The 23,364-nt window shown below is 41.4% G+C and carries 22 protein-coding genes and 1 tRNA gene; 6 read left to right on the top strand and 17 right to left on the bottom strand.

The window, feature by feature from the left end; translation table 11 throughout:
• Window positions 1-80 precede the first annotated feature (80 nt).
• The 7 genes from PQ461_RS06690 to kduI all read right to left on the bottom strand — a co-directional run bounded on the left by PQ461_RS06690 (window position 81) and on the right by kduI (window position 6,801).
• Window positions 81-875 (bottom strand): DUF4350 domain-containing protein, encoded by a 795-nt coding sequence (locus PQ461_RS06690; RefSeq protein WP_274302630.1) that lies wholly within the window; start codon window positions 873-875, stop codon window positions 81-83.
• A 131-nt stretch (window positions 876-1,006) separates the two neighbouring features.
• Entirely contained in the window at window positions 1,007-2,038 is a 1,032-nt protein-coding gene (locus PQ461_RS06685; protein ID WP_274302629.1) for a LacI family DNA-binding transcriptional regulator, read from the bottom strand.
• A gap of 79 nt (window positions 2,039-2,117) precedes the next feature.
• On the bottom strand, window positions 2,118-3,407 hold the full coding sequence (locus PQ461_RS06680; protein ID WP_274302628.1) for an MFS transporter: 1,290 nt from the start codon (window positions 3,405-3,407) through the stop codon (window positions 2,118-2,120).
• A 27-nt stretch (window positions 3,408-3,434) separates the two neighbouring features.
• Window positions 3,435-4,094 carry a bifunctional 4-hydroxy-2-oxoglutarate aldolase/2-dehydro-3-deoxy-phosphogluconate aldolase gene (locus tag PQ461_RS06675; RefSeq protein WP_274302626.1) on the bottom strand — a complete coding sequence of 220 codons (660 nt, stop codon included), beginning with the start codon at window positions 4,092-4,094 and terminating at the stop codon, window positions 3,435-3,437.
• A complete protein-coding gene (locus tag PQ461_RS06670) occupies window positions 4,084-5,124 on the bottom strand; it encodes a sugar kinase (protein ID WP_274302624.1) in 1,041 nt (346 codons plus the stop codon). Before PQ461_RS06670 ends, PQ461_RS06675 begins: the two co-directional genes overlap by 11 nt.
• Before the next feature lie 11 nt (window positions 5,125-5,135).
• A complete protein-coding gene (locus PQ461_RS06665; protein ID WP_274302623.1) occupies window positions 5,136-5,954 on the bottom strand; it encodes an SDR family oxidoreductase in 819 nt (272 codons plus the stop codon).
• 16 nt (window positions 5,955-5,970) lie between these two features.
• Window positions 5,971-6,801 carry a 5-dehydro-4-deoxy-D-glucuronate isomerase gene (kduI, locus tag PQ461_RS06660; protein ID WP_274302621.1) on the bottom strand — a complete coding sequence of 277 codons (831 nt, stop codon included), beginning with the start codon at window positions 6,799-6,801 and terminating at the stop codon, window positions 5,971-5,973.
• A gap of 233 nt (window positions 6,802-7,034) precedes the next feature.
• On the opposite strand from kduI, the gene PQ461_RS06655 reads away from it, so the two are divergent.
• The 5 genes from PQ461_RS06655 (at window position 7,035) to PQ461_RS06635 (ending at window position 11,368) form a co-directional block, all read left to right on the top strand.
• Entirely contained in the window at window positions 7,035-7,655 is a 621-nt protein-coding gene (locus PQ461_RS06655; RefSeq protein ID WP_274302620.1) for a NanQ anomerase/TabA/YiaL family protein, read from the top strand.
• A gap of 24 nt (window positions 7,656-7,679) precedes the next feature.
• Complete coding sequence (locus tag PQ461_RS06650; RefSeq protein WP_274302619.1) at window positions 7,680-8,909, top strand: glycoside hydrolase family 88 protein; 1,230 nt, start codon at window positions 7,680-7,682, stop codon at window positions 8,907-8,909.
• A 6-nt stretch (window positions 8,910-8,915) separates the two neighbouring features.
• Window positions 8,916-10,103 (top strand): mannonate dehydratase, encoded by a 1,188-nt coding sequence (gene uxuA / locus PQ461_RS06645; protein ID WP_274302618.1) that lies wholly within the window; start codon window positions 8,916-8,918, stop codon window positions 10,101-10,103.
• A complete protein-coding gene (locus PQ461_RS06640; protein ID WP_274302617.1) occupies window positions 10,104-11,198 on the top strand; it encodes an alginate lyase family protein in 1,095 nt (364 codons plus the stop codon).
• A 96-nt stretch (window positions 11,199-11,294) separates the two neighbouring features.
• Window positions 11,295-11,368, top strand: a tRNA-Arg gene (locus tag PQ461_RS06635).
• Between the two features lie 106 nt (window positions 11,369-11,474).
• Here the strand turns inward: PQ461_RS06635 and PQ461_RS06630 are convergent.
• The 4 genes from PQ461_RS06630 to PQ461_RS06615 form a co-directional block, all read right to left on the bottom strand.
• Window positions 11,475-13,226, bottom strand: a complete 1,752-nt coding sequence (locus PQ461_RS06630; RefSeq protein ID WP_274302615.1) for a hybrid sensor histidine kinase/response regulator — start codon at window positions 13,224-13,226, stop codon at window positions 11,475-11,477.
• Window positions 13,227-13,229: 3 nt separating this feature from the next.
• Complete coding sequence (locus PQ461_RS06625) at window positions 13,230-13,661, bottom strand: response regulator (RefSeq protein WP_274302613.1); 432 nt, start codon at window positions 13,659-13,661, stop codon at window positions 13,230-13,232.
• On the bottom strand, window positions 13,648-14,844 hold the full coding sequence (locus tag PQ461_RS06620; RefSeq protein ID WP_274302611.1) for a sensor histidine kinase: 1,197 nt from the start codon (window positions 14,842-14,844) through the stop codon (window positions 13,648-13,650). Before PQ461_RS06620 ends, PQ461_RS06625 begins: the two co-directional genes overlap by 14 nt.
• A 197-nt stretch (window positions 14,845-15,041) precedes the next feature.
• The gene (locus PQ461_RS06615; protein ID WP_274302609.1) at window positions 15,042-16,532 is read right to left on the bottom strand and encodes a hypothetical protein; all 1,491 of its coding nucleotides are present in this window, start codon (window positions 16,530-16,532) and stop codon (window positions 15,042-15,044) included.
• A 126-nt stretch (window positions 16,533-16,658) separates the two neighbouring features.
• Between PQ461_RS06615 and yiaA the strand changes: the two genes are divergently transcribed.
• Complete coding sequence (gene yiaA, locus PQ461_RS06610) at window positions 16,659-17,126, top strand: inner membrane protein YiaA (protein WP_274302608.1); 468 nt, start codon at window positions 16,659-16,661, stop codon at window positions 17,124-17,126.
• Window positions 17,127-17,197: 71 nt separating this feature from the next.
• Here yiaA and PQ461_RS06605 read toward each other — a convergent pair whose 3' ends face one another.
• From PQ461_RS06605 to PQ461_RS06580, 6 genes are all read right to left on the bottom strand, one after another.
• On the bottom strand, window positions 17,198-18,031 hold the full coding sequence (locus PQ461_RS06605) for a helix-turn-helix domain-containing protein (RefSeq protein ID WP_274302607.1): 834 nt from the start codon (window positions 18,029-18,031) through the stop codon (window positions 17,198-17,200).
• Window positions 18,032-18,035: 4 nt separating this feature from the next.
• Window positions 18,036-19,007: an aldo/keto reductase gene (locus tag PQ461_RS06600; RefSeq protein ID WP_274302605.1), complete on the bottom strand. Its 972-nt coding sequence runs from the start codon at window positions 19,005-19,007 to the stop codon at window positions 18,036-18,038.
• Window positions 19,008-19,053: 46 nt separating this feature from the next.
• Window positions 19,054-19,980, bottom strand: coding sequence for an alpha/beta fold hydrolase (locus tag PQ461_RS06595; RefSeq protein ID WP_274302604.1), 927 nt, complete (start codon window positions 19,978-19,980; stop codon window positions 19,054-19,056).
• 13 nt (window positions 19,981-19,993) lie between these two features.
• On the bottom strand, window positions 19,994-20,893 hold the full coding sequence (locus tag PQ461_RS06590; RefSeq protein ID WP_274302602.1) for an NmrA family NAD(P)-binding protein: 900 nt from the start codon (window positions 20,891-20,893) through the stop codon (window positions 19,994-19,996).
• A 59-nt stretch (window positions 20,894-20,952) separates the two neighbouring features.
• A complete protein-coding gene (locus PQ461_RS06585; RefSeq protein WP_274302600.1) occupies window positions 20,953-21,513 on the bottom strand; it encodes a Crp/Fnr family transcriptional regulator in 561 nt (186 codons plus the stop codon).
• A gap of 202 nt (window positions 21,514-21,715) precedes the next feature.
• On the bottom strand, window positions 21,716-23,356 hold the full coding sequence (locus PQ461_RS06580) for a RagB/SusD family nutrient uptake outer membrane protein (RefSeq protein ID WP_274302598.1): 1,641 nt from the start codon (window positions 23,354-23,356) through the stop codon (window positions 21,716-21,718).
• Window positions 23,357-23,364: the final 8 nt, after the last annotated feature.

Raw genomic sequence — 23,364 nt, 5'->3', positions numbered from 1 at the left:
ATGTTATTGATACAACAATAACAAGACTCTGATGCCATTTGTTGGCGTTAATTAAATTAAGCTTTATCAGCAGATGCCGATTATTTATGCTTTACCTGTGCTAAAAGCCATTTGGTAAGGTCGGCTGCTGCCTTATCATTCTCGTAGCCTGCGGGCAGCCGGCCATTTACATATTCGTTATACAGCCACGGATCGCCAACGGCAAAAACTATCCCTTTGCCATACTTAACCGTTGCTGCTATTACTGCGCCAGTTGCGCTTTTTAAAACAGGGATAGCTTTAGCAGGGATGCCAATACTGCAAACATCTTTTAAAAAGACTTTGTGTGTAGTTTTAAATATGGGATTGTTGTCGATCTCTATTGCACCATCGCTAAAATGAGCATCATCTACAACATGGTTTTGCAAATCCGTATTAAAATGCAGGCCAAAGCGGCCTGCCAGCATATTAAAATGCCGCAGCTCTACGTTTGCACTATCATTGGCCATTAAAACCAGCACACCACCAGCTTTTACCCATTGGGCAATCTGGCCGGCGTCTTTATCAGTGATGTAGTTTGGATTCGGGTTCTCTTTTTTAGTATCAGGATCAACAATGATATATACATCTGTACCTTGCAGATTTTTTAAAGTAGGTGCCTGGGTAAGGGTATCCAGAATTGCCCCATGTGTTTTAAAAATATCACCCCAGATAGAAAAACCACTATTGGCTGTTTCATCCCACAGGTAATGGAAGCGTTGTGCAGTACCGTTTACCTGATGCACTTCATGGTTAAAGTAATAGTCGAGCGTAACTTTTTGCGTATAGCCTTTAACGCTGCATATAAGCAGCAATAAAACGGCAGATATATTATTTGTAATTCTTCGGTACGACATATTCTTCGGGCTTAAAATTGTTGCAGTTCTAACAACTGCATTACCTCAAAATTAGACGAATAACCACCGCTTTGGCAGCTTGCAGGACATTTATTTACGAAATCGTTTTCGGTTTAGGCATACTTTGCGACCTAATTTTTAGTTGATGATTTGCGTACAAATAGTTCGGTAGGCAACACAAGGGTTTCAAATTCGGTAACCGGATGTTTGCTGTTGATTAAGTTTAACAGCATCTCCGTAGCATTTTTACCAATATCAAAACCAGGCTGATAAACGGTACTTAACGGCGGATTAAGCACATCTGCAAGCGTTGTATTAGTATAACCAACCAAGGCTATTTCCTGTGGTATCTTAACTTTTAACTTAGTGAGCAGATAAAGTGTGTTGGTGGTAATCCTGTCTGATGTGGTGAAAATTGCCTTTGGTTTGTCCTCCAGTGCAAGTAATTCATTTAGTGCATTCTCAATTTCGTCAAGGTCGCGGCCGCCGTGGGCACAATGCTTGATGTACTCGTCGGGAATGGTAATGCCAGCCTCTTCCAGAGCCTGCCGATAGCCTGCATAACGCTCACGGGTAATGGAAATATTTGGCGGACTGGTGATATGCGCTATTTTACGGTAGCCCGAATCTATCAAATGCCGGGTAGCATCATAGCCGCCTTTAAAATTATCGGCAATTACTTTATGGGTATTTATCTCGTTGCTTACCCTGTCGAAAAATACAATAGGTAAGCCTTTTTGATGCAGTTCTTTCAGGTGCTCAACATCTTTGGTTTCTGTTGAAAGTGAAATCAGCAAACCATCAATAGACCGCTGCGTAAGGTGGCCTACGTTCTTTAGTTCCAGGTCGTAAGATTCATGCGTTTGAGTAATAATCACATTGTAGCCATGCTGATAAGCTACAGACTCGATACCATTGATAACCTGCGAAAAAAACTGGTTTTCGATTGTTGAAACCACAATACCGATAGACTTGCTGCGGCCTTGTTTTAAGCTTTGCGCTATAGGATTAGGTTTATAATTATTTGATTGAGCGTATTCTAAAACGAGTTTCTTTGTTTTCGCACTTATCTCGTGGCTATCGCGCAAAGCTTTTGACACGGTTGACACCGATAACTTTAGCTCCTTAGCAATATCCCTTATCGTAATCGCATTAAAATTCATAATTGGCTTGCATGCTTTCCCACTCCTCAAAAACGAAAGCAATTGCCAATATATAAATTTTATCTGTATGCTATCACGATTATACCTTAGCGGTGGTCATTTTCGGGGTGAGCAAATGCATAATGATCCACGCTACCATGTATGCACAACCACAAATAATAAAGATAATATTATAACCGGTTGTAATGTTACCGGCTTTTTTGGCCGCATCTAACACAAAGCCGATAAATAAAGGGAAAACTATACCACCAACCGAACCAGCCATGCCACCTATACCAACAACCGAGCTTACTGCACGCTTAGGGAACATATCTGATGCAGTGGTAAGCATGTTTGCACTCCATGCCTGGTGCGCCGCAGCGGCTAAACTTATTAGTGCAACAGCCTGCCATATATCTGTTGCAAAACGTGCAGCTGTGATTGGGATAACACAAAGTGCGAATATAAACATAGCGGTTTTACGCGCCTTGTATACCGGCCAACCCCTGCTAATAAAATATGATGATAAATAACCGCCACCTATACTGCCTATAGTAGTAGCCGTATACACAATTACCAGCGGTAAGCTTGGCTTTTTAAGATCGAGGTTAAAAGTGCTTGAAAAATAGGATGGCAGCCAGAACAGGAAGAAATACCAAACAGGGTCGCACAGTAGTTTACCTGCTATGAAAGTCCAGGTTTGAGGCAGACTGAAAAGCTTTATCCATTTTACCTTAACGCCGTCAGGTACAACTTCGGTTTCTTCTTTATCACTATGGATGTATTCGTATTCCTCGGCGTTTATCTTCTTATGCTTAGACGGCACTTCATAAAACAACAACCAAAATATCAGCCAGATAAAACCAACGGCACCGGTAATAATGAAAGCCATTTTCCAGCCATAAATACCCAATATCCACGGCACCATAATAGGCGCTACAACAGCGCCAATATTAGCTCCCGAATTGAATATACCGGCTGCTAACGCGCGTTGTTTCTTTGGGAACCATTCGGCAACAGATTTAATTGCCGCAGGAAAGTTTCCGGCCTCGCCAATCCCTAATACCGCCCTAACTGCGCCAAAGCCAAGGGTACTGTTTACCGCGGCGTGCATTATGGCAGCAAATCCCCAAATGATCAGTGAAATGGTGTAGCCAATCTTAGTACCTATCTTATCTATAAAATTGCCGAATAATAATAAACCTATGGCATAAGCTGCGCTAAAAGCCATCACAATATCACTGTAGTCAGTTTCAGTCCAATGAAATTGCTTCTCAAGCGTAGGTTTAAGCAAGCCAATCACCTGCCTGTCGAGGTAGTTTATAGTAGTTGCAAAAAACAGCAGCGCTACAACTACCCAACGGTAGTTTGTTTTTGGCTTTTCTAACATAAAGTAGGTTTTTTAAAGGTTATTGGTTTACCTGCTGGTCTGTACTAAATCTATCGCTTTTAAAGTATCATTGTATAATTGATCATATTCCTGGTTTTCCATTGCTTTTTTTGTGATCAGTTTGCTTCCCATCCCAACTGCACAAACTCCGGCACGAAACCATGATGATATATTGTCTGCTGTTAACTCAACGCCGCCTGTAGGCATAAATAACTGCCCCGGAAACAACTCCTTTATCGACGATACAAAAGCAGGCCCTAAAATATTTGCCGGAAATATCTTAATCAGCGATGCGCCAAAATGCTGCGCGGTGTAAATTTCGGTCGGTGTCATACAACCTGGTATCCAAACCAGGTTATGTTTTTTTGCAATTTCGGCTACTTCGGGGTTTACAATTGGCGCAATAATGAAATCAGCACCGGCTTCAATAAAGCTATTGGCATCGGCAGGTGTTTTAATCGTACCTATTCCCAATAACAGATCCGGCAGTTCGGTTTTTTGCAAATGCTTTAAGGCCTTAAAGTTTTCAAGCGCAGCCTCACCCCTGTTGGTATATTCAATAATGCGGATACCGGCTTTATATAAAGTGCGCGTAACATCAAGGGTCACTTCTTTGCTTTTATGAAAAAACAAAGGCAGCATGCCCTGTGATATGATACCGTCTATAATCTCTTGCTTAGTTTTCATGCTTTATGGCGTTTTTAACCTGCTCAACTGTTGCAGTTGTAGCATCGCTCGGTATAAATAATTTGGTAAATGCAGCAGCAGTTGCAAACTTCAACACTTCGGCAGGCTGCCATTGATGGCAATAGCCATAGATCAGTCCGGCCATGAAACAATCGCCGCTGCCAACCTTGTCAATAATCGCATCTGAGCAATATTCTGACGAATGGTATAAATGGCCATCTGTGTACAATGCCGCATAATAGGTAATATCGCCGCCGCCATCAAACCTGAAGGTATTAGCAACTGCCTTACATTTCGGAAACTGTCGCATAATTTCTTCAGACGTATTTTGTGCTGCCTTCAGATAGATACTTTTCTGACCAGATTCGTGCATTTCAGGTATTACAGGAATGCCAAGCATGGCTTTTGCAGCCCATATATTACCCATAACCAGGTCGCAATATTTTGCCAAAATCGGCATTACTTCATCCGGGGATTTACCATACTTCCAGAGTTTAGCCCTGTAATTTAAATCAACGGATATCGTAATTCCCTTTGCTGATGCTGCCTGCAACACTTCCTCGCACAAATCGGCTGTTTGTTGCGTAAGTGCAGGGCAAATTGCGCTGAAATGAAACCATCGGATACCATCAAGCACTTTATCCCAATCTATATCGCCGGGTTTAAGTTCTGCAAATGCCGAACCTGCCCTGTCATAGATCAGCGCATCGTTTTTCATATCACGGCCTTTGGTAAGGTAGAAAATTCCCAGCCTGTTGCCGCCTTTATGAACTACCGAAGTGTCGACATGCTTTTCGTTAAGATGAGCCAGTAATTGATCCGTCATGCCGTTATCGGGCATTGCCGTAAAATACTTGGTGTCGATGCCCCATAAGCCCAAAGCCTGTGCGACATTCAGTTCGGCACCGCCGATAAAAAATGGCAACTGGTTTTCTTTAATCCATTGGCCATCGGCATCCGGAGTAATGCGTAACAGTAACTCTCCAAAGGTTAATACGGATCCTGCATCTGCAACTTGCAATCCTATCATTGATAATTTGCTTATACTCCGCTAAATATAGAAAAACCACCGTCAACGGTAATCATTGCGCCTGTAACAAATTGAGATGCATCGCTCAGTAACCAAACAATTGCACCTATTAATTCATCCGGATGACCGAAACGTTTAAATGGCGTTTGCCTGATCACCGATTCTCCGCGTGGGGTATAACCGCCTTCAGGCTTAGTCAGCAGGTTACGGTTTTGCTCGGTTAAAAAGAAACCCGGTGCCAAAGCATTCATCCTGATCTTATCACCATAACGGTTGGCCAACTCAACAGCAAACCACTGGTTATAACAATCAACAGCAGCCTTACCCATATTGTAACCCAATACTTTTGTTACTGCACGTTTTGAGTTCATTGATGATATATTTACGATACTGCCTTTATCAGCAGTTTTCACAATGGCTTCACCAAAAACCTGCGTAGGCAGTAAGGTACCCCACAGGTTAAGATCAAGTACCTGGCGCATGCCATCAAGGTTCATTTTAAAAACATCCTCTTCGGGTTGTAAAACACCTTGCGGCATGTTTCCGCCTGCTGCATTTACAAGCCCGTCTATACGGCCATAAGCTGCCAATACTTTTTCTTTAGCGGCAACCAGTTCAGCTTCATTTAATACGTCAGCAATAAGGGCTATGGCTTTTCCGCCATTAGCATTAATAGCTTCGGCGCGTTCTTCGGCGACCTGTTTGTTTCGGCCCAAAATACCAACCGTACCACCAGCTTCAACAATTCCGTTTACAAATGAATTGCCTAAAATACCTGTGCCACCGGTAACAATAATTACTTTACCTGCTAATGAGAATTTATTTTCCACGAGATTATTATTTCAATTATTTAAGATCTGTTATTGTAATGGCATCCATGTCGGTATAGTCCAGGTTCTCGCCGCCCATACCCCATATAAAGCTATAAGCTGCGGTACCAACGCCCGAGTGAATGCTCCACGGTGGTGAAACTACGGCGTCGTAATTACGCATTACGATATGGCGTGTTTCGTTTCCCTCCCCCATGTAATGGAAAACACGCTGACCTTCGGGTACATCAAAATAAAAATATGCTTCCATACGGCGGTCGTGCACGTGTGCAGGCATCGTGTTCCAGACACTGCCGCCATGTAAAATGGTTAATCCCATTACCAACTGGCAACTGCGGATACCTTCTAAATGAATATACTTATTTATGGTACGCCTGTTGGCAGTAGCATCATCACCTGCGTTTACCTTTGCCGCCTTATCAATTGTCATTAAAGCGGTTGGATAAGTCATGTGAGCTGGGGTGGACAGCAGATAGAATACAGGAGGGTTTTGTACATCCTTTGCTTTAAAGGTTACACTTTTAGTTCCTTTACCTATGTAAAGGCAGTCCAATTTTTTCAGCTCATAGGTTTGTCCGTCCGCTACAACTTCACCGTCACCTGCCACATTAATGATACCCAGTTCACGTCTTTCCAAAAAATAACCTGAACGCAGATTAGGATAGGTAGGCAGTTGCAGCTCCTGGTTAACAGGTTGAGCCAAACCTACAATCATTCTGTCGTAATGGGTATAAACACAATTGACCTGGTTAGCCTGTGCTAATCCATCTATTAGAAAGCGTTCGCGGATCTGCTCTGTCTGGTAAGATTTAAAATCGGCCGGATGTACGCTATGTAATACTTTCAAGATATTTAATTTAAGGTATGATACTTTTATAACGGTGTAGCAATTCTACAATTATCATCGTTTATTCAGAAACAATTGCTCTTTTATTTCTTCGATAACGTTTGCGTAGAAATATACTTACATGCAGCGACAAGTAATTTGAATAGCTCGTAATATTGAGGTGATTTTATCTGTTTGATAACTGCCGAACCTACGTTATCTTACAACAATATTTCACCGTGCCTAATTTTAATATGGAAATAAGATCTATAAACCGGATAATTTTAATTGCACTCACCGTTTTTACAATTAATAACCTGGCCTATTCACAAACAGAACAACCGGACGTAACTGAAAAAGCTGCAAAGCAATGGGTTAAAAGCAAAGAATGGCAAAACGGCAGTAAGCTTAATGTAGACCCGTCTGTAAATGCAGTTGAATTTTATAAGCAATATCACGCCGACCCGGCTTTATGGCAAAAGGTGTTTACTTATCTGCGCGATACCGATCTTGAAAAACTTGTCCCCGGAAAATATCCTATTGATGGTGATAAAGCTTATGCCAGTGTTACGGAAGGCCCATCAAAAGAAATGGATAAAGCTAACTGGGAGTCGCACAGAAATTATATCGACCTGCAATACGTTATCAAAGGAAAAGAAAAAATTGGTGTAGTGCCTATAAATCGGGCAGTAGTTACCAACTTTTACGACCCGGCAAAAGACGCAGCCAACTATACAGCAAAAGGCAAATACTACATTGCTGAACCAGGCACCTTTTATTTGTTCTTTCCGCAGGATGTGCATCGCCCAAACATCAAGGTGGATGGCTTTGACACCGTTAAAAAACTGGTGATCAAAATTCACGTAGCTAACTAAAACTTTACATACGAAATTATCCAGATGAGATCTAAATTATTAGTTCCTATATTATTGTTAAGTGGCCTGTCGCGAAGTTTATCGGCACAAAATGTAACCGGCGATGCCATGAAATTTGCACAGCACCAAACCGACCTTCTATTACAGGAAACTGCAAAAGCTAAGGCTGCAGCTACCAAGCCCGATGTATTTTCGCCACGATCCATTGATACTAAAGGCAACCTGGTTTTGGTAAATCCTGACGATTGGTGCAGCGGCTTTTTTGCAGGTAATCTTTGGTTTTTGTATGAATATACCGGCGATGCCAAATGGAAAACAGAGGCGCAAAAGTTTGATGCTATTGAAGAACCGGAGAAAACACATGGCAATACGCACGACGTTGGCTTTAAACTTTACAACAGCTTAGGCAACGGCTATCGCCTAACACACAACGCACATGATAAAGAAGTGGTAATCACTTCGGCTAAGACCTTGATTACGCGGTTTAATCCTACCGTTGGCTGCATCCGTTCATGGGACCATTCATCGCAATGGAAATACCCGGTGATAATTGATAACATGATGAACCTTGAATTGCTTTTCGAGGCGACCAAGCTTACAGGCGATTCTACTTTTTATAAAATAGCGGTTACGCATGCTAACACAACCATGAAAAATCATTTCCGCCCGGATTATAGCTCATTCCATGTGATTGACTATGATCCGCAAACCGGGAATGTTTTACATAAACAAACTGCACAAGGTTATGCCGATGGTTCTGCCTGGGCACGCGGACAAGCATGGGGACTATATGGTTATACCATGTGCTACCGCGAAACACATGATAAACGGTATCTGAAACAGGCGGAGAACATTGCAAAATTTATTTTAAATAATCCTACCCTGCCTAAAGACCTGGTGCCTTATTGGGATTACAATGCACCGGGCATACCAGACCACGAGCCCCGCGATGCATCTGCTGCCGCGGTAATGGCTTCTGCATTTTATGAACTAAGCACTTACAGCGCCAACAGTAACCTTTATAAAACAACAGCCGATAAAATATTAAACAGCCTGCACAGCAGCTACCAGGCGCAACCAGGCGGCACACATGGCTTTTTATTGCTGCATAGCACGGGCCACAAACCGGAAAACAGCGAAATAGACGTGCCTATTATTTACGCCGACTACTATTATTTAGAAGCGCTGTTGCGCCAAAAACGTATAAAAGAGCATAAACCGGTAATTAACGTTTCCGGCAAGTTAAAGAATTAAAAGAAGATGAGTTTAGAGCAAACATGGCGCTGGTACGGGCCTAATGATCCGGTGTCATTAAACGATGTTAAACAAGCCGGGGCTACCGGTATAGTTACAGCATTACACCACATACCCAACGGGCAGGTTTGGCCTGTTGATGAAATACTTAAACGTAAGGCTATTATTGAAGAAGCCGGCTTAACATGGTCAGTGGTAGAAAGCGTACCCGTACATGAAGATATTAAGAAACGCACAGGCAATTATGCTGAATACATCGAAAACTATAAGCAATCGCTGAAAAACCTGGGGCAATGCGGTATAGGCATTGTGTGCTATAACTTTATGCCGGTGCTCGACTGGACGCGCACCGATCTGGATTACCCAATGCCTGACGGTTCAACAGCCCTTCGCTTTGACATGACGGCCTTTGCAGCTTTCGACATTTTTATTTTAAAACGCCCGGATGCTGAAAAAGACTATCCGCAAAGTTTGGTAACCAAGGCGAAAGCTTACAACGATAATTTACCGGATGAAGCACGCAAACTACTGGTAAAAAACATTATTGCCGGCCTGCCCGGATCAGAAGAAGGATATACCCTTGAAGAATTTTTAAAAGTACTTCAATCATACGGCCAGATAGGTGCAAAAGAATTGAAAGTTAACCTTGCTTATTTTTTACAGCAGGTTGTACCGGCAGCGGAGCAGGCAGGTGTACTGATGTGCATTCACCCTGATGATCCTCCCTACCGTATTTTGGGCTTACCAAGAGTAGTAAGTAACGAGCAAGACATTGTTGATATTTACAATGCCGTTGATAGCCGCAACAACGGGCTTACATTCTGTACAGGTTCTTTCGGGGTAATAGCAGAAAATGATCTGCCGGGAATGGCTGAACGCCTGGGCGAACGCATCCACTTTATTCACCTGCGTGCTACTAAACGTGACGAGGAGGGTAATTTTTACGAGGCAGACCATCTTTACGGGGATGTGGACATGTATGCTGTAGTGAAAGCATTGCTCGAAGAACAAAAGAAACGCCGTGAAGCAGGAAGAAAAGATTTAAAAATGCCTTTCAGGCCGGATCATGGGCACAAAATGCTGGACGATCTGCACAAGAAAACCAATCCGGGATACTCAGCCATTGGCCGCCTGCGCGGGCTGGCCGAACTGCGCGGATTAGAGCTTGGCATTAAAAGGGCATTTGATCTTTAAATGAGAAAATTAATATTAATAACAGGGTTACTTGCGATGTACTTTGCTACCAAGGCACAAATTGTAAGCCTGAATAACAAGGAAATAGCGGCGCTTAAAATGCGGCTGGATATTGATGAGACAAAGCCCAATACTTATAAAACGGCTTTTAAACCATTACTGGATTCGGCAAAAGCGGCGTTAGACCAGCAACCTTCGCCTATTGATGAGATACGGTCCCAGGGCCTCTTGGAAGGTAATCCGCAAAAAATTGCGACCGCCAAAGCCATACGCGATTTTCAGAAGATGTATGCTCTGGCCATTTGTTACCGCCTTTTAAATAATAAAGCATACCTGGTTAAAGCAACAGATTACCTTTTAGCATGGGCTAAAACCAATCATTCTACCGGCGACCCTATTAACGATACCAAGCTTGAAGACGCCATTACTGCTTATGATTTGATCCGTAATGATATCAATACTGCAAACCGTACTGTTATTGATGCCTGGTTTGATGCTACTGCACAAGCCGAGGTGGATAGTAAGTCGGCTATTGGTAACAGAGGCACGGCAATCAACAACTGGAACTCGCACCGCATCAAAATTATAACACTGATTGCCTATACCCTGCATACCCAAAAGTATGATGCAATTATTAAAGAGCAATTAGAGAAACAATTAGCCGTAAACTTAAATGCCGATGGTACAACCTGGGATTTTGTTGAACGCGATGCTTTTCATTATCATACTTATGATCTTGAACCACTTTTAACTACGGCCATTGCCATTAAAAGAGCTACCGGTAAAGACTATTTTTTTTACACCACTGAAAAAGGCGCTTCGTTAAAAAGATGTGTCGATTTTATGGTGCCTTACATGACCGGCGAAAAACAACATGGCGAATTTACCAACAGCCATGTAAAATTCGACCAGGACAGGGCTAAAAATGGTGAGAAAGGTTATGCGGCAGGTACGCCATTCAATCCCAAAAGCGGCATTTATACACTCACATTAGCTTCCTATTTTGATAAAGATTATCTACAGGTAATTAACAAAGTTGCAGGCCAGCAGCCATACATTAGTTGGCCATTAATTATTATTGAATCAAAGAAGTAAGCGCACAAACACAACTTAATTAACTGTCAAACAATTATTTACAGGTTTAATTTTAAATAGCGTACATTTTTTGCATATTTGCACCGCTAAAAGCACGGTCTCATAGCTCAGCTGGATAGAGCAACTGCCTTCTAAGCAGTAGGTCTCAGGTTCGAATCCTGATGAGATCACTTGATTTAAAGCCATTTGGGAATATAATTCTTGAATGGCTTTATTATTTTTCACGGTTTTTTCACGACTACAGGATAGTTAAAATTTACCAGTCAAATCAAAGCCTTAACCAGCTTTCTTTGCAATATCGCGTATTACCTTATCCATTTCCAATGTACTTAACTCAATTTTTTCAAGTAATTCTACAATCTCTGAATCGTTAATTAACGACTTATCAATTAAACTCATCGCACCTAAAATATTAGCTACGGGCTTTCTGATAATATGCGAGTTAATCATTGCAATTTCATAAAGCTGATTGTTTTTTTCGGTCAAGGCTTTATTGGCTTGCTGCATGGCTGTTTCTGCAAGTTTTCTATCTGTTATATCTGTACTTAAACTGATGAAGTGAGTACATTTCTGTTTATTATTAAATATTGGCACAATGGATAAATATACCCAGTAAGGGGTGCCGTCTTTCTTATAATTGAGTAACTCCACCGCAATATTTTTTTTGGCCAATACCGCATTCTCAATACGTTTTAAAGTATCAGTGTTTGTCTCTTTCCCTTGAAAAATTTGCGGGCTTTTACCTATTATTTCGCCTATACTATAACCGCTTATTGCCTGCTGAGCTCTATTGGCAAAGATAATTTCCAGATCGCCTTCTTCCTGCGGCTTGCAGCAAATCATGATACCGTTAGATGAATTGACAATTGCAGATTCCAGTAACTTGAGGTATTGTTCAGTTTTATACTTAGAAGTTATATCCTGGGTTATCACTACTATTTTTTCCTCAATACCTTTTTCTGAGAAAATAGGTGCGGCAATACTGCTGTATGTCTTTTCAAATCTGGTAATTTCAAAAGACGCGGTCTCTCCCTGTAAGCACTTTTTAAGCTCTGATAACACTCTGTTTTGATCGTTTTTGTAATACTCTTGCCAAAGAAATTTACGACCAATACATTCAGCAGGGTTTAAACCTATTTTTTTGTATTCCAGGCCGTTTGTGTACAAAATATTAAACTTGGCATCAAGAAGGGTAATCATACCGTTCGGAAAAGATTCGACTAAAGAACGAAATACCTGTTCACTTTTCTCCAGTTCTTCAATTGCTTTTACCTTATCAGTAACATCATATGCTACTATCAATTTTAATTTTTTGCCATTAAAATTAAGGCGGTGTGAAGTAATATTAACCCGTATAATTTCGCCGTTTTTCTTCAAATGTTTCCACTCGCCGGCATGCTTTAGATCATTAACCTGCACAGCAAGGTTAAACTCATTTACCCGCTGCTTATCTTCATCCGGCCTTATATCCAAAATAGTCATGTTCAAAAACTCCTCGCGGCTGTATCCGTAATGTTCAATAGCAGCATCATTAACCATTTCAAACTTTAATGTCTCCACATCATAAGTCCACATGGGTACAGGATTGTTATAAAACAATAATTGGTATTGTGCCTGAGATTGATGTAATGCCGTCAGGTTCTTCTTTCTCTCAATGGAATAAAGGATACTCTTCTCCAATATCCTGGGATTTAATTCATCTTTTATCAGATAATCCTGTGCACCTTGCTTAACAATATCAAGCGCCTGATCCTCATTCTTAGATCCTGATAATATGATGACCGGAATGCCTGTAATAACACGTTCTATTTCCTGAAATGAATTGGTTGAAATACTATCAGGCAATGTCAGATCCAGAAGAACAAGATCTATTTTATTTAAAGATAATTCTGTGATTCCCTGTTGCAGCGTTTGAACGTGCAAAAGGTTTTTTACGTTGATTCTGGTGTTGAAAAGGCAAGTTTGAACCAGCACAAAATCACCCGGATTATCCTCAATAACAAGTATGGAAATCGGGGTAAAAGGCATATATTATCTCTTTGAAGGAAGTTGAACTAACGAAACCCAAAACTCTTCAATTGTAGATACCACTTCCATAAAACTTGACAGATTGATGGGCTTGGTGATGTAACAATTGGCGTAATTATTATATGATTTTAAGATATCTCCTTCTTCAGCAGATGTAGTGAGCATAATTACCGGGATACGTTTCAGCAATTTATTTTCCTTGATCTGTTTTAAAACCTCTATCCCATCCATTTTTGGCAAATTAATATCAAGCAAGATAAGATCAGGGGTAATTTGATCCTGATAAGGGGCGTTTTTCAGCAACATGTCCAATGCCATTTGCCCATCGCGGGCTATTATAACATTGTTCTTTAACTTGCCCTGTTTCATTGCCTCCATGGTAAGTACAATATCACCTTCATTATCCTCAACCAGTAATATATCAATCTCCTTCATTTGTTATGATCTTTAAATTTTTTGGAATAGTAAAATAAAACGTGCTTCCCTTACCTGGTAAAGATTCTACCCATAATTTACCCTGGTGCCGGCTAACAATTTTATTACATATGGCTAAACCAACGCCTGTACCGGGATAATCTTCTTTTAAATGCAACCTTTGAAAGATGATGAATATCTTATCTGAAAATTTCATATCAAACCCGATCCCATTGTCCTTAATGGAAAACTGATACTCGTCTGCTACCAGTTCAGCCTTAATGTCTATTACAAGGTTTTGATCTGTTTTACGGTATTTAATTGCATTGCTTATCAAATTCTGTAAAAGTTGAACCATCTGCTCATAATTGGCTGTTAATACAGGCAGCGTGCCTTTAATAATCTTAATTTGGTATTTTGTAATATCTTCAGAAAAAACGTTTTCTAAACGCGCTATCACTTCTTCAAGATCTACAGCTTGTGATGAAAATGCTTTTGTATTGATCCGGGAATATTCAAGCAGGTCCATAATGAGTATTTTCATGCGCGATGCACCGTCTACAGCATACGCTATGTATTTACCGGCAGTATCATCCAGTTGCGGTGCATATTTCAGTTTTAATAGCTCAAGAAAACTGGTCACCATTCGTAATGGCTCCTGCAGGTCATGTGAAGCTGCGTAAGCAAACCTTTCCAGTTCAGTATTTGAGGCCGACAATTCTTTTGCATTCTTTTCAAGTTGCTGATTAAGTGCCAGCAACTCCTGCTCGTATTTTTTCACAGCTGTATGATCATACAGCGCGCCTATTGCACGTACGGCGGTGCCACTATCGTCGCGTATGATAAATGTTCTGTCAGAAACAAAAATATAGTCATCATTTGCGATTTTAAACCGGTATTGCGCTTCCCAATTTATAAGGCTGGGATTGTTTATGGCATTATAAACTTCCTGATCTATACGTGCCCGGTCTTCTGGGTGGATTTGCGCAAGCCAAAAGTTTGCATTGCAAGTTTCGGCATTTCTTTGAAACCCGTAACGGCTTTCAAAGCTATCTCCCCAGTAAATGTCATTTGTAACAATGTCCCAATCTTTTATTACATCATTTGTAGCCTTAGCAACATATTTAAAACGTTCGTTTTGCAGCTTTAGTAATGGCTCCAACGCTTTACCTGCGGAATTGATCTCAGTATTGTGTCGGGTCATTTCAATGGCTTTTTAACTTTGTGTAAGGCGTGTACTCTCAAATATAACATTATCGTTACACATTAACCATATTATTTTAACAGAATTTGAGGAAGGTTTATATGAATAATACAGCTCCCAAACAATGCTTTTTGATTAATAAAGGTTCTGATACCTTGGTTATTACAAGGGCTTATCGGGAAGATCATAGCAAGCTATTATTTGGTGTTAACAATTAATAAAACGATATCGTAAGGTGTCTTTTTCTCCCAGCGGGCCATGAGCCATGCAATAAAGCTTAAGGTGAATATATCGTTATTTCGCGGTTCATGCAACAGGTTTAAAACTGCTTTTTTATAAGCCATTTCATTAATTACACCAGGTTTGAGCAGGTATTTTTCCACCAGTTTGAGATACGACAGCACTCTTTCTTCAGATGTTTTAAGCAGGTATTTTTTGTAACGCCGCCTGAAACTGCTTAGCCTTGACATGGCAAGCTCAATGTTATCGAACTGGGCATGTACCAAAATTTCCATCAGATTTTTACGGATGGTCCATAACATGCCCATCTTTTTTTCATACCATGCGTCAGTACGCGTTAACAAGGTTAGCTGTTTCAAACTCCCTTTATCATTACACATAGCTAAAAACATGGTTAGCGATATGCGTAAGTCCTCTATATCCTCCAATTTAGAAGTGGGTTTAGCATGAGCAAGCGATTGTTGTAGTAGTAAAATTGCATTGTTAGCATCACCTGTAAAAAATAAGTTAAGCGCAGCAAGCAGGTGATAACGCAAATAGAAAAGCAAATGATAACGGCCATCCGTGATCATTAAATTCATCATTTCTTTGAGGTAAGATGTACTGCTTGCAAAATCCTTTTGACGCAGCTGAAAATTAGCCAGATAGTACAAAATGGATATATGGTAAAAAAGATAAGGCTCTTTAGGGTTTGCCTGCTCTTGTATAAATTTATCTGTTTGGTTGATGTACCGCTCTATCAACGAATAATTTTGCTGTATGGCTGCATACTCATTTGCTATGAACAAAATCTGGTAGATAGACTTATAGGTCATCAGGTCCTTAACAGCAATTTTGTACTTGCGGATAGTTGTAATTATCAAGGCCGTCAAATTGACGATCTTCCCTTTCAAGTGTATTTCCTGCAGCTGCTGCCGCATAAAAGCATAGGCCATATTTAGCATGGCCTCGCGTTGCATTTCAGTCTGGTTCTTTAAAAACCGCGCCGTTAAAGCTTTCAGATCTTCTGCCCCCGGCAGGTGAGCGTATTGTAACTTTAACAGTAAAATTTCATTCAATAAATTAAACTGCTCCAAATGCCCGGCCAGCCGTTCTGCTTTATCCAAACATTTAAACGCCACCTTAATCACATCATTTTCTAACAAAAAACGCCCTACTACTACCAACCGTAATGCATCGTAAGTTTCGGCATTAGAATTTTCAAATGTCTTTTGCGATAAAAATAAAAGCAGGTTATCCTGTAATCTTTTGCGTAAAGCGTGGTAGGCATCTTTGCTTTTTTCTGACTGATATAGCTTTTCTGAAAAATCTATATCATCAGTTTTTATTAAATCGAGCAATAGCAAATTTTTTACATCATTGCGCTTGTTCTTTCGTTGCAGATATTGCTTAAAGAGCCTTTTATCTGCATCACTTAGTAAATCAACAAGTTCTGAAAGCGAATCCATAAGCTATATCAATTAGCGCTAAAGATAGATTTTTCAAGAAGTATATCGTCAGTTTTTCAGATAATTTGATTTTTATAGCAGGCTCACTCATTCCATATTTGCTTCCATATTAATCATTAAAACAAAATGGAACCGCTACAAAACAGAACAGACGAAAATCAAACCATTTTAAAACATGGTGAAAAAGTTAGAAACCCGTTTAAACCAACCGGCGCATTTATAGGTGCATCATGGTTTGCCTTATTAACAGGTGTTGTTGGATATTGCATTGGATTATGGAATGCCGGTATGCAATTGAACGAAAAAGGCTATTATTTCACTATTCTATTGTTCGGCTTATTTGCCGTAATCTCTGTGCAAAAAAGCGTGAGAGACAGGTCAGAAGGCCTTGTGGTTACCGACCTTTATTATGGGCTGAGCTGGTTTGCCACTATTGCTGCAATGGTACTGCTAACCATAGGCCTGTGGAATGCAGAACTGGCACGAAGCGAAAAAGGCTTTTATGCTATGGCATTTTGCTTAAGTATGTTTTCGGCCATTGCCGTACAAAAAAATACCCGTGACGCTAAAATGTTCGAGGACAAAGAACTGTAACGTAGCGGTTACTTTACTGCGGTGCCTTGATTTTCAAGCCCGCAGTTTTTTTATTACATGAAAGTTAATCGTTAAGCACCCGATACTGAAGATACATGGATCAGCTCATTAGGCGACATGCCAAACTTCTTCTTGAATGAATAAGAAAAATGTGATATGCTTTTAAAGCCCAGATCCAGGTATATGGTCGAAGGCTTTTGATGTTTAGCTTCGATAAGATATTTAGCTTCATTTAGCCGCTTGTCTTGCAGCCAGTGACGCGGTGCCGCATTGAAAGTTTTTTGAAAATCGCGTTTAAAACCTGCCAGGCTACGGCCGGTTAATTGCGCAAATTTTTCTATCGGTACGTTAAAATGAAAATTGTGGGCCATAAACCTTTCCAGATCAATTTTATGCGGCTCAGAGAAATCGAAAAGGAAGTTTTTAAGCGCAGGTAAAGCGAGCAATAATAATTTAACGCCTTCTTTTACTTTCAATATCCCCATTTCATCGGTCATTTCTGCACCAGAGTTTCGGGCGTATGGCACAATTGACTGAAAATAGCCTTGCAAGAACTGATTGGAGGGAATCAAAATATTAGGCGGACCAATATATTTACGGTCCGCCTCTAACTTTTCTTCCAAAACAATCTTCCGCAGTAAATCTTTCTGCAGGGATATTACAATGGTCTCGTAATTTGCACCTGGCAACGGGGTTTTGGTAAGTGTGCCTATCTGGTTTTTGCCAATCAGCAACATTTCACCACCAGTCATTGATATTTGCTGACCGGCAGTTTCCAGGGTTAGTTGCCCCGAAACCTGCAGTATCAGGGTGTGGTCGCCCCAAAAACATACTTTCTCTTTCCGCTCGGCAGAGAGGTAAGAATAAAATATTACGCCAGGTAAAATCTCTTCGGGACTGATCATTTGATTAACGCTGCAAATATGTGCCGCCAACTATGGCACCCGGTGCAAAAGTAGTGCTTAAGGTATTCATTTCTTCTGACGTAAATACAATATTCATTGCTGCAATATTTTCGGGCAAGCGTGATCTGCGACTCATGCTCACTAAAGGCATAATATAGTCGCCCTGCTCTTTAACCCACGCAATGGCAAGCTGCGTTGGTGTAACGCCTTTGCTATTTGCCAACTGCTTTAAAACTTCAACTTTTTCAAGGTTCTGTTTTAAATTATCACCCTGAAAGCGTGAGAAATGGTTGCGGTAATCATTTTCAGGAAGCGGGGCCTTCATTTCGCCGGTCAACAGACCTTCAGCAGTATTTGCAAATGCTACTACAGCAACGCCCAACTCTTTTGCGGCAGGCAACAGGTCAGCTTCTATCTGGCGGTCGGCCAGCGAATAGCCAATCTCCAGTGCGCTTATCGGGTGAATGCTATTTGCTTCGCGAAGCTGGTCGGCATTAATTTCTGATACGCCTATGTAACGCACCTTGCCTTCTTTAACCAAATCAGCTACCGTACCAATAATATCTGCTACCGGCACGCTGCCATCCATGCGGCTGGGTTGGTAAAGGTCTATGGTTTCTATGCCTAAACGCGTCAGTGAATAATTGATAAAATTCTTGATCGCTATGGGACGGAGATCCAGCCCGAGCCAATGCCCATTATGAAAAATAGCACCAAATTTTACGCTAATAAAAGCATCGTTACGCCTTTCCTTAATGGTTTTGCCTATCAGCATTTCATTATGCCCGGCACCGTAAAAGTCGCCGGTATTTAAAAAATTGATGCCATTATCTAAGGCTTCATGTATGGTAGCAATACTTTCTTTTTCGTCTGGTGTTGGGCCGCCCCAAATTGATGACATACGCATGCAACCTAAACCAAGACCTGATACAACCGGGCCATTGTGACCCAACCGGATATTTTTAATGTTTTTCATATCACAAAGATCACATCGCAGCGCACGTTCAGTTTTCTTCTACGGCTCAAATATTATGCTTGTACGGCTCACTTATAAAATCTGATACCAGTTTAATCACTGTTTCAGGATTTTCCTCAAACATGTAATGCCCTGTATTTTCCAGGTGTGCCAGTTCATATTTTTCAGCGATTGATGGCAATGCATACTGATAGTAACCATACGAAACATCGCTGGCGACACCTAAAACAGGCATTTTTAATTTATCATAGCCCTTGGCATCTTCAATATCCATATTAAAACTTTGATACCATGCATTTGAAGCACAAATCCTTTCAGGCTGATTGTAAACACTTGCATAAACTTCCCTGTCAAAGTCAGGCATTTTAGTATCGTCTACCATTACATAGTGGAATAGCCAGTCGAGCAGGTAACGGTATCGCCCTTCTAATAATTGTTCGGGTAGGCCTTTCACCTGGTTAAATCCCATCCACCATGTATATGGGCGTTGATGGTCGATCTTTTCTCCAAAGCTGCCGGGAGCAGGCATTAACGACATTTGCATCATGCCTTCGCTGGGATGCAGGCCATCAGCCAGTATTAAACCGGCTACAGCTTGAGGGAAATTAAATGCCAGGCTGGAGGCTACCATTCCGCCAATGTCATGCCCAAGCACATAAGCCTGTTGAATTCCTAATTGCTGCATTAGCTCATGCACATCGGCAGCCATTGTTTTCTTATCATAACCTGATGATGGCATAGCCGAGCTACCCATACCACGTATATCAATTACAATTACCCTGTAATGTTCAGCCAGAGCCGGGGCAATAGGATGATAAGAATACCACGTTTGCGGCCAGCCGGGCAAGCAAATAAGTACTTCGCCCTTGCCACCATCAACATAATGAAGTTGCGTGCCGTTTACCTCAACAGTATGGTTAGTAAACCCCTTCCAGCCTTTGATCAGTTGTTCATCTGTATATTGATCTTTCATAAGTATTTGCAGATTATTGATTGGGTAATTGAGGTAAAGCGGATTGAATGTTATGCCATGTCAGCTCAGGATAGCGGCCGTTATCCAAACCTTTATGATGTGCAGCAAACATGCTGTACAGGTATTGCATTTGCTGCCAATTCGGATATAACTCGCTCTCCCCTTCCGGCTGCTCCTGGCGTGCCTTTTTGATGTATATAGCAAACTGTTCCATTGTGCCCTGCTGTTGAAGTTGAAACTGTTCTCCATACAACGCTTTGGTGATTACGGACAATTCATTCGGGCTTACCTGGAAACCCGCAATACGCAGATAACGTGGTGTATTGTCATCTAATGCTGCGGCAGCAGTATAAGCCGCGGTATCATCAAGGGTAGTAAAGTCGATTTTCCAATCTAATTTATCCTCATAGTAAGCAATGCTTTTATCCTTTAAATTAAGCAGTGGGATATTATACTGTAGTACATAAGCAAACGCTCCGTTAAAAATGGATGTCGCTTTGATATTGCTACTATCTATCGTTGCCTGAAATTCTTTTCGCAGGTCAAAGTTCCGGTTGTCGCCTTTCAATAGCTGGGTGTAATCGGTGCAAAAATCAGAAGGAATAAAGCGCGGAACACCGGCGGCTACGGCTGCTTTCAGTAATTGAGACTGGGCAGCGATAATCACATCGCGCAAACCGGCCAATGCAGACACTACACAGCTTACGCCTTTGCATGCTGCAATCAGCGCTTCGTGATCAGCATAATCGGCTTCAATAACCTCGATACCGTTGTTACGTAAGGCACTAACTTTACCTTCGTCGCTTGCTGCACGTACAATAGCCCTTACCTTAGCATGTCTGTTAATTAACGCTTTGCAGATTTTGCCACCAAGCTCCCCGGTTGCACCTGCTACCAAAATAATATTGTTCATAGTATGACAAAACTATGCCCTATATCAATGCCCGAAACTACCAAATGGTAGTTAACAAGTTAGCGAAGATTTTTGCGGATACGACTGAGCGCATTAGGTGTAATGCCCAGATAAGAGGCCAGTTGCTTTACAGATACCAGCTGCATAAAACCCGGCTTTTTGAGAAACTCCAGGTAGCGTTCTTCTACAGACATGGTCTGAAAGCGGATAATCTCATCGATCATGCGTATAGCCATTGCTTCCCATGTTTTGCGTCCAAATTCCTGCCATGCCGGGATAGCCTGATACAGTATTTCCATGTCGCGTTTGTTAATGCTATAAAGTTCAGCGTTTTCTACAGCCTCTATATTGAAACGGGTGGGTAGCTCAGGGTTAAGGCTGGATATCTCTGTAAAAAACTCGCCAGGCTGCACTATCCATGCTGTAAGTTCCTGCTCCTGGTCATAATAAAACCGCAGAGCGCCTTTAGCAAGGTAGTAATAATTTGTTGCCACCTGGCCGCGTTTTAAAAGCAGTTCGCCTTTACGCAAGCTTTTGTTATGAAATTTTGAAATGATTGTATGCAGGTCATCTTCATTTACTGATACTTTAGATGCGATATAGCTTTTAAGATCCTGCATGATGTAGTGGTAACGGCAATATAAGCAAAGTGTTCACACCCTTCTTTGTTTTAAGATGATAACATCATAGCTAAAAAACAATGCAGCCAGTAAACCGGCTGCATTGATCCAACAATATAAACTAATTACCCCATAAAATTATCTTCTTATGCTTTAAAAGCATGTGTAACTGAGTGCAAACACAAGCACAACAGTTTAATAGTTAATATCCCGGGTTCTGCTTCAAATTTGAGTTAAGATCCCGCTGCTGCTGCGGAATCGGATACAAGGTTTTTGTAGCATTTGTAGGGTTATGATCCCACCAGGTAGCTGTAGCAAATTTCCCAAACCTGATCAAATCATCCCTGCGGAAACCCTCAAAAATAAATTCGCGGCCACGTTCTGCTAACAATTCATCAAGTGTAAGGGTGGCCGGGGTATAACGCCTGGTAGCCCAATCAGCTGTAGAAAACGCCCTTGACTTGCAGGCATTGATCAAATCGCAAACATCCTGGGTTGCAATGCCGCCATTTTTGCGCATTAAAGCTTCGGCTTTCGCAAAATAGATCCAGGTAAGCCTGTAAATATTCCAGTCGCCGTTATTGTAGTTAGGGTCAATAGCAGGTACGCCACCCGGACCAGCAAATTGATTGCCTAATTTATATTTATTAAAACGTACGCCGCTGTTCTCTTCACCTTCACTCATATTGGTTACGGTAGAACCAGATTTGTTTTTGCGGATATTATCTACGAAAACCAGTTGCTGGCCGTTATACTCTTCTGATGCTAAAACAGGCTGGGTAGGGTTCACAAACTTAAACATAGGGCCAATCAACAACCAGTCTGAACGGCGTTGGTCGGCAGCATCATAAGTAGTGTAAACTCCCGGAATTACAACTATACCATCGTTCCCGTTGCGGCCACCACCATAAATCTCCTGTTGCTTAAAGTGATAAAACTCTGAAGGCCATGACGGTTGGAAATTGGCAACGCTATAATTGTAAGCGATAGAAAAGATCACCTCTTTTGAAAGGTCATTAGTAGTTTTAAACTGATCTGTAATATTAGGATCAAGCGCCATTGCACCGTTCTGGCCACCGGCCTGGTTGCTGATCAGCTTATCAGCAGCAGCAATACAGTCATCCCAGCGTGGTGTACCTGTCCAAACTTCCGCATTTAAATAAAGCTCTACCAGCATGGCATAACCGCCTGCCTGAGACATACGGCCCAGCATTGCGCGCGAAAGTTTAGGTGCTTTATCAATGTTTTCCTTAATCTCGCTTTCAATAAAGTTAAATACTTCTTTACGGGTTTTGGTCTCCGGTTTGGCTGGCTCACCCACTTTAGTTACAATCGGTATGTTGCCGAAAAGATCCATTAATTTAAGGTAATGGAAAGCGCGAAGCAGTTTCAATTCGGCAATGTATGAGTCCTTTTCTGTTTGGGTGATGCCCATACTGGCAATGTCCCTTTTGCTCAATTGTTCAATAGGGTCATTACATAAACCCATACCCCAGAACATTAGCGACCACGCATTATTCAGTCCACCTTCGTCAACGGTCCAGGTATGGTAGTGCAAACGTTTCCATTTACCACCGTCTTCGCCGTGGCGGCCCTTAGTTGGCCATGCCAGCTGATCACCTGATAGTTCGGCAGGCCTCCACCAGCCATCCTGCCCCGAAGGTGTTACCCAGGCATTGGCATGGGTGTAAGGACGTAATACTGCAGACAGCACTTCGGTTTTATTGTTATAGAAATTGTCTGCCACCAGTTGGTCATAGGCATGTTCTTCAACCTGCTTTTTACATGAGGTGATAGCCATTACACCAGCTAAAAGGCTGCAAATTAATATCTTGTTTTTCATGTTATTCG

Origin of the sequence: Mucilaginibacter sp. KACC 22063 (genome assembly GCF_028736115.1) — a bacterium.
Classification (GTDB): domain Bacteria; phylum Bacteroidota; class Bacteroidia; order Sphingobacteriales; family Sphingobacteriaceae; genus Mucilaginibacter.
This window is presented reverse-complemented; position numbering and strand designations above follow the sequence as displayed.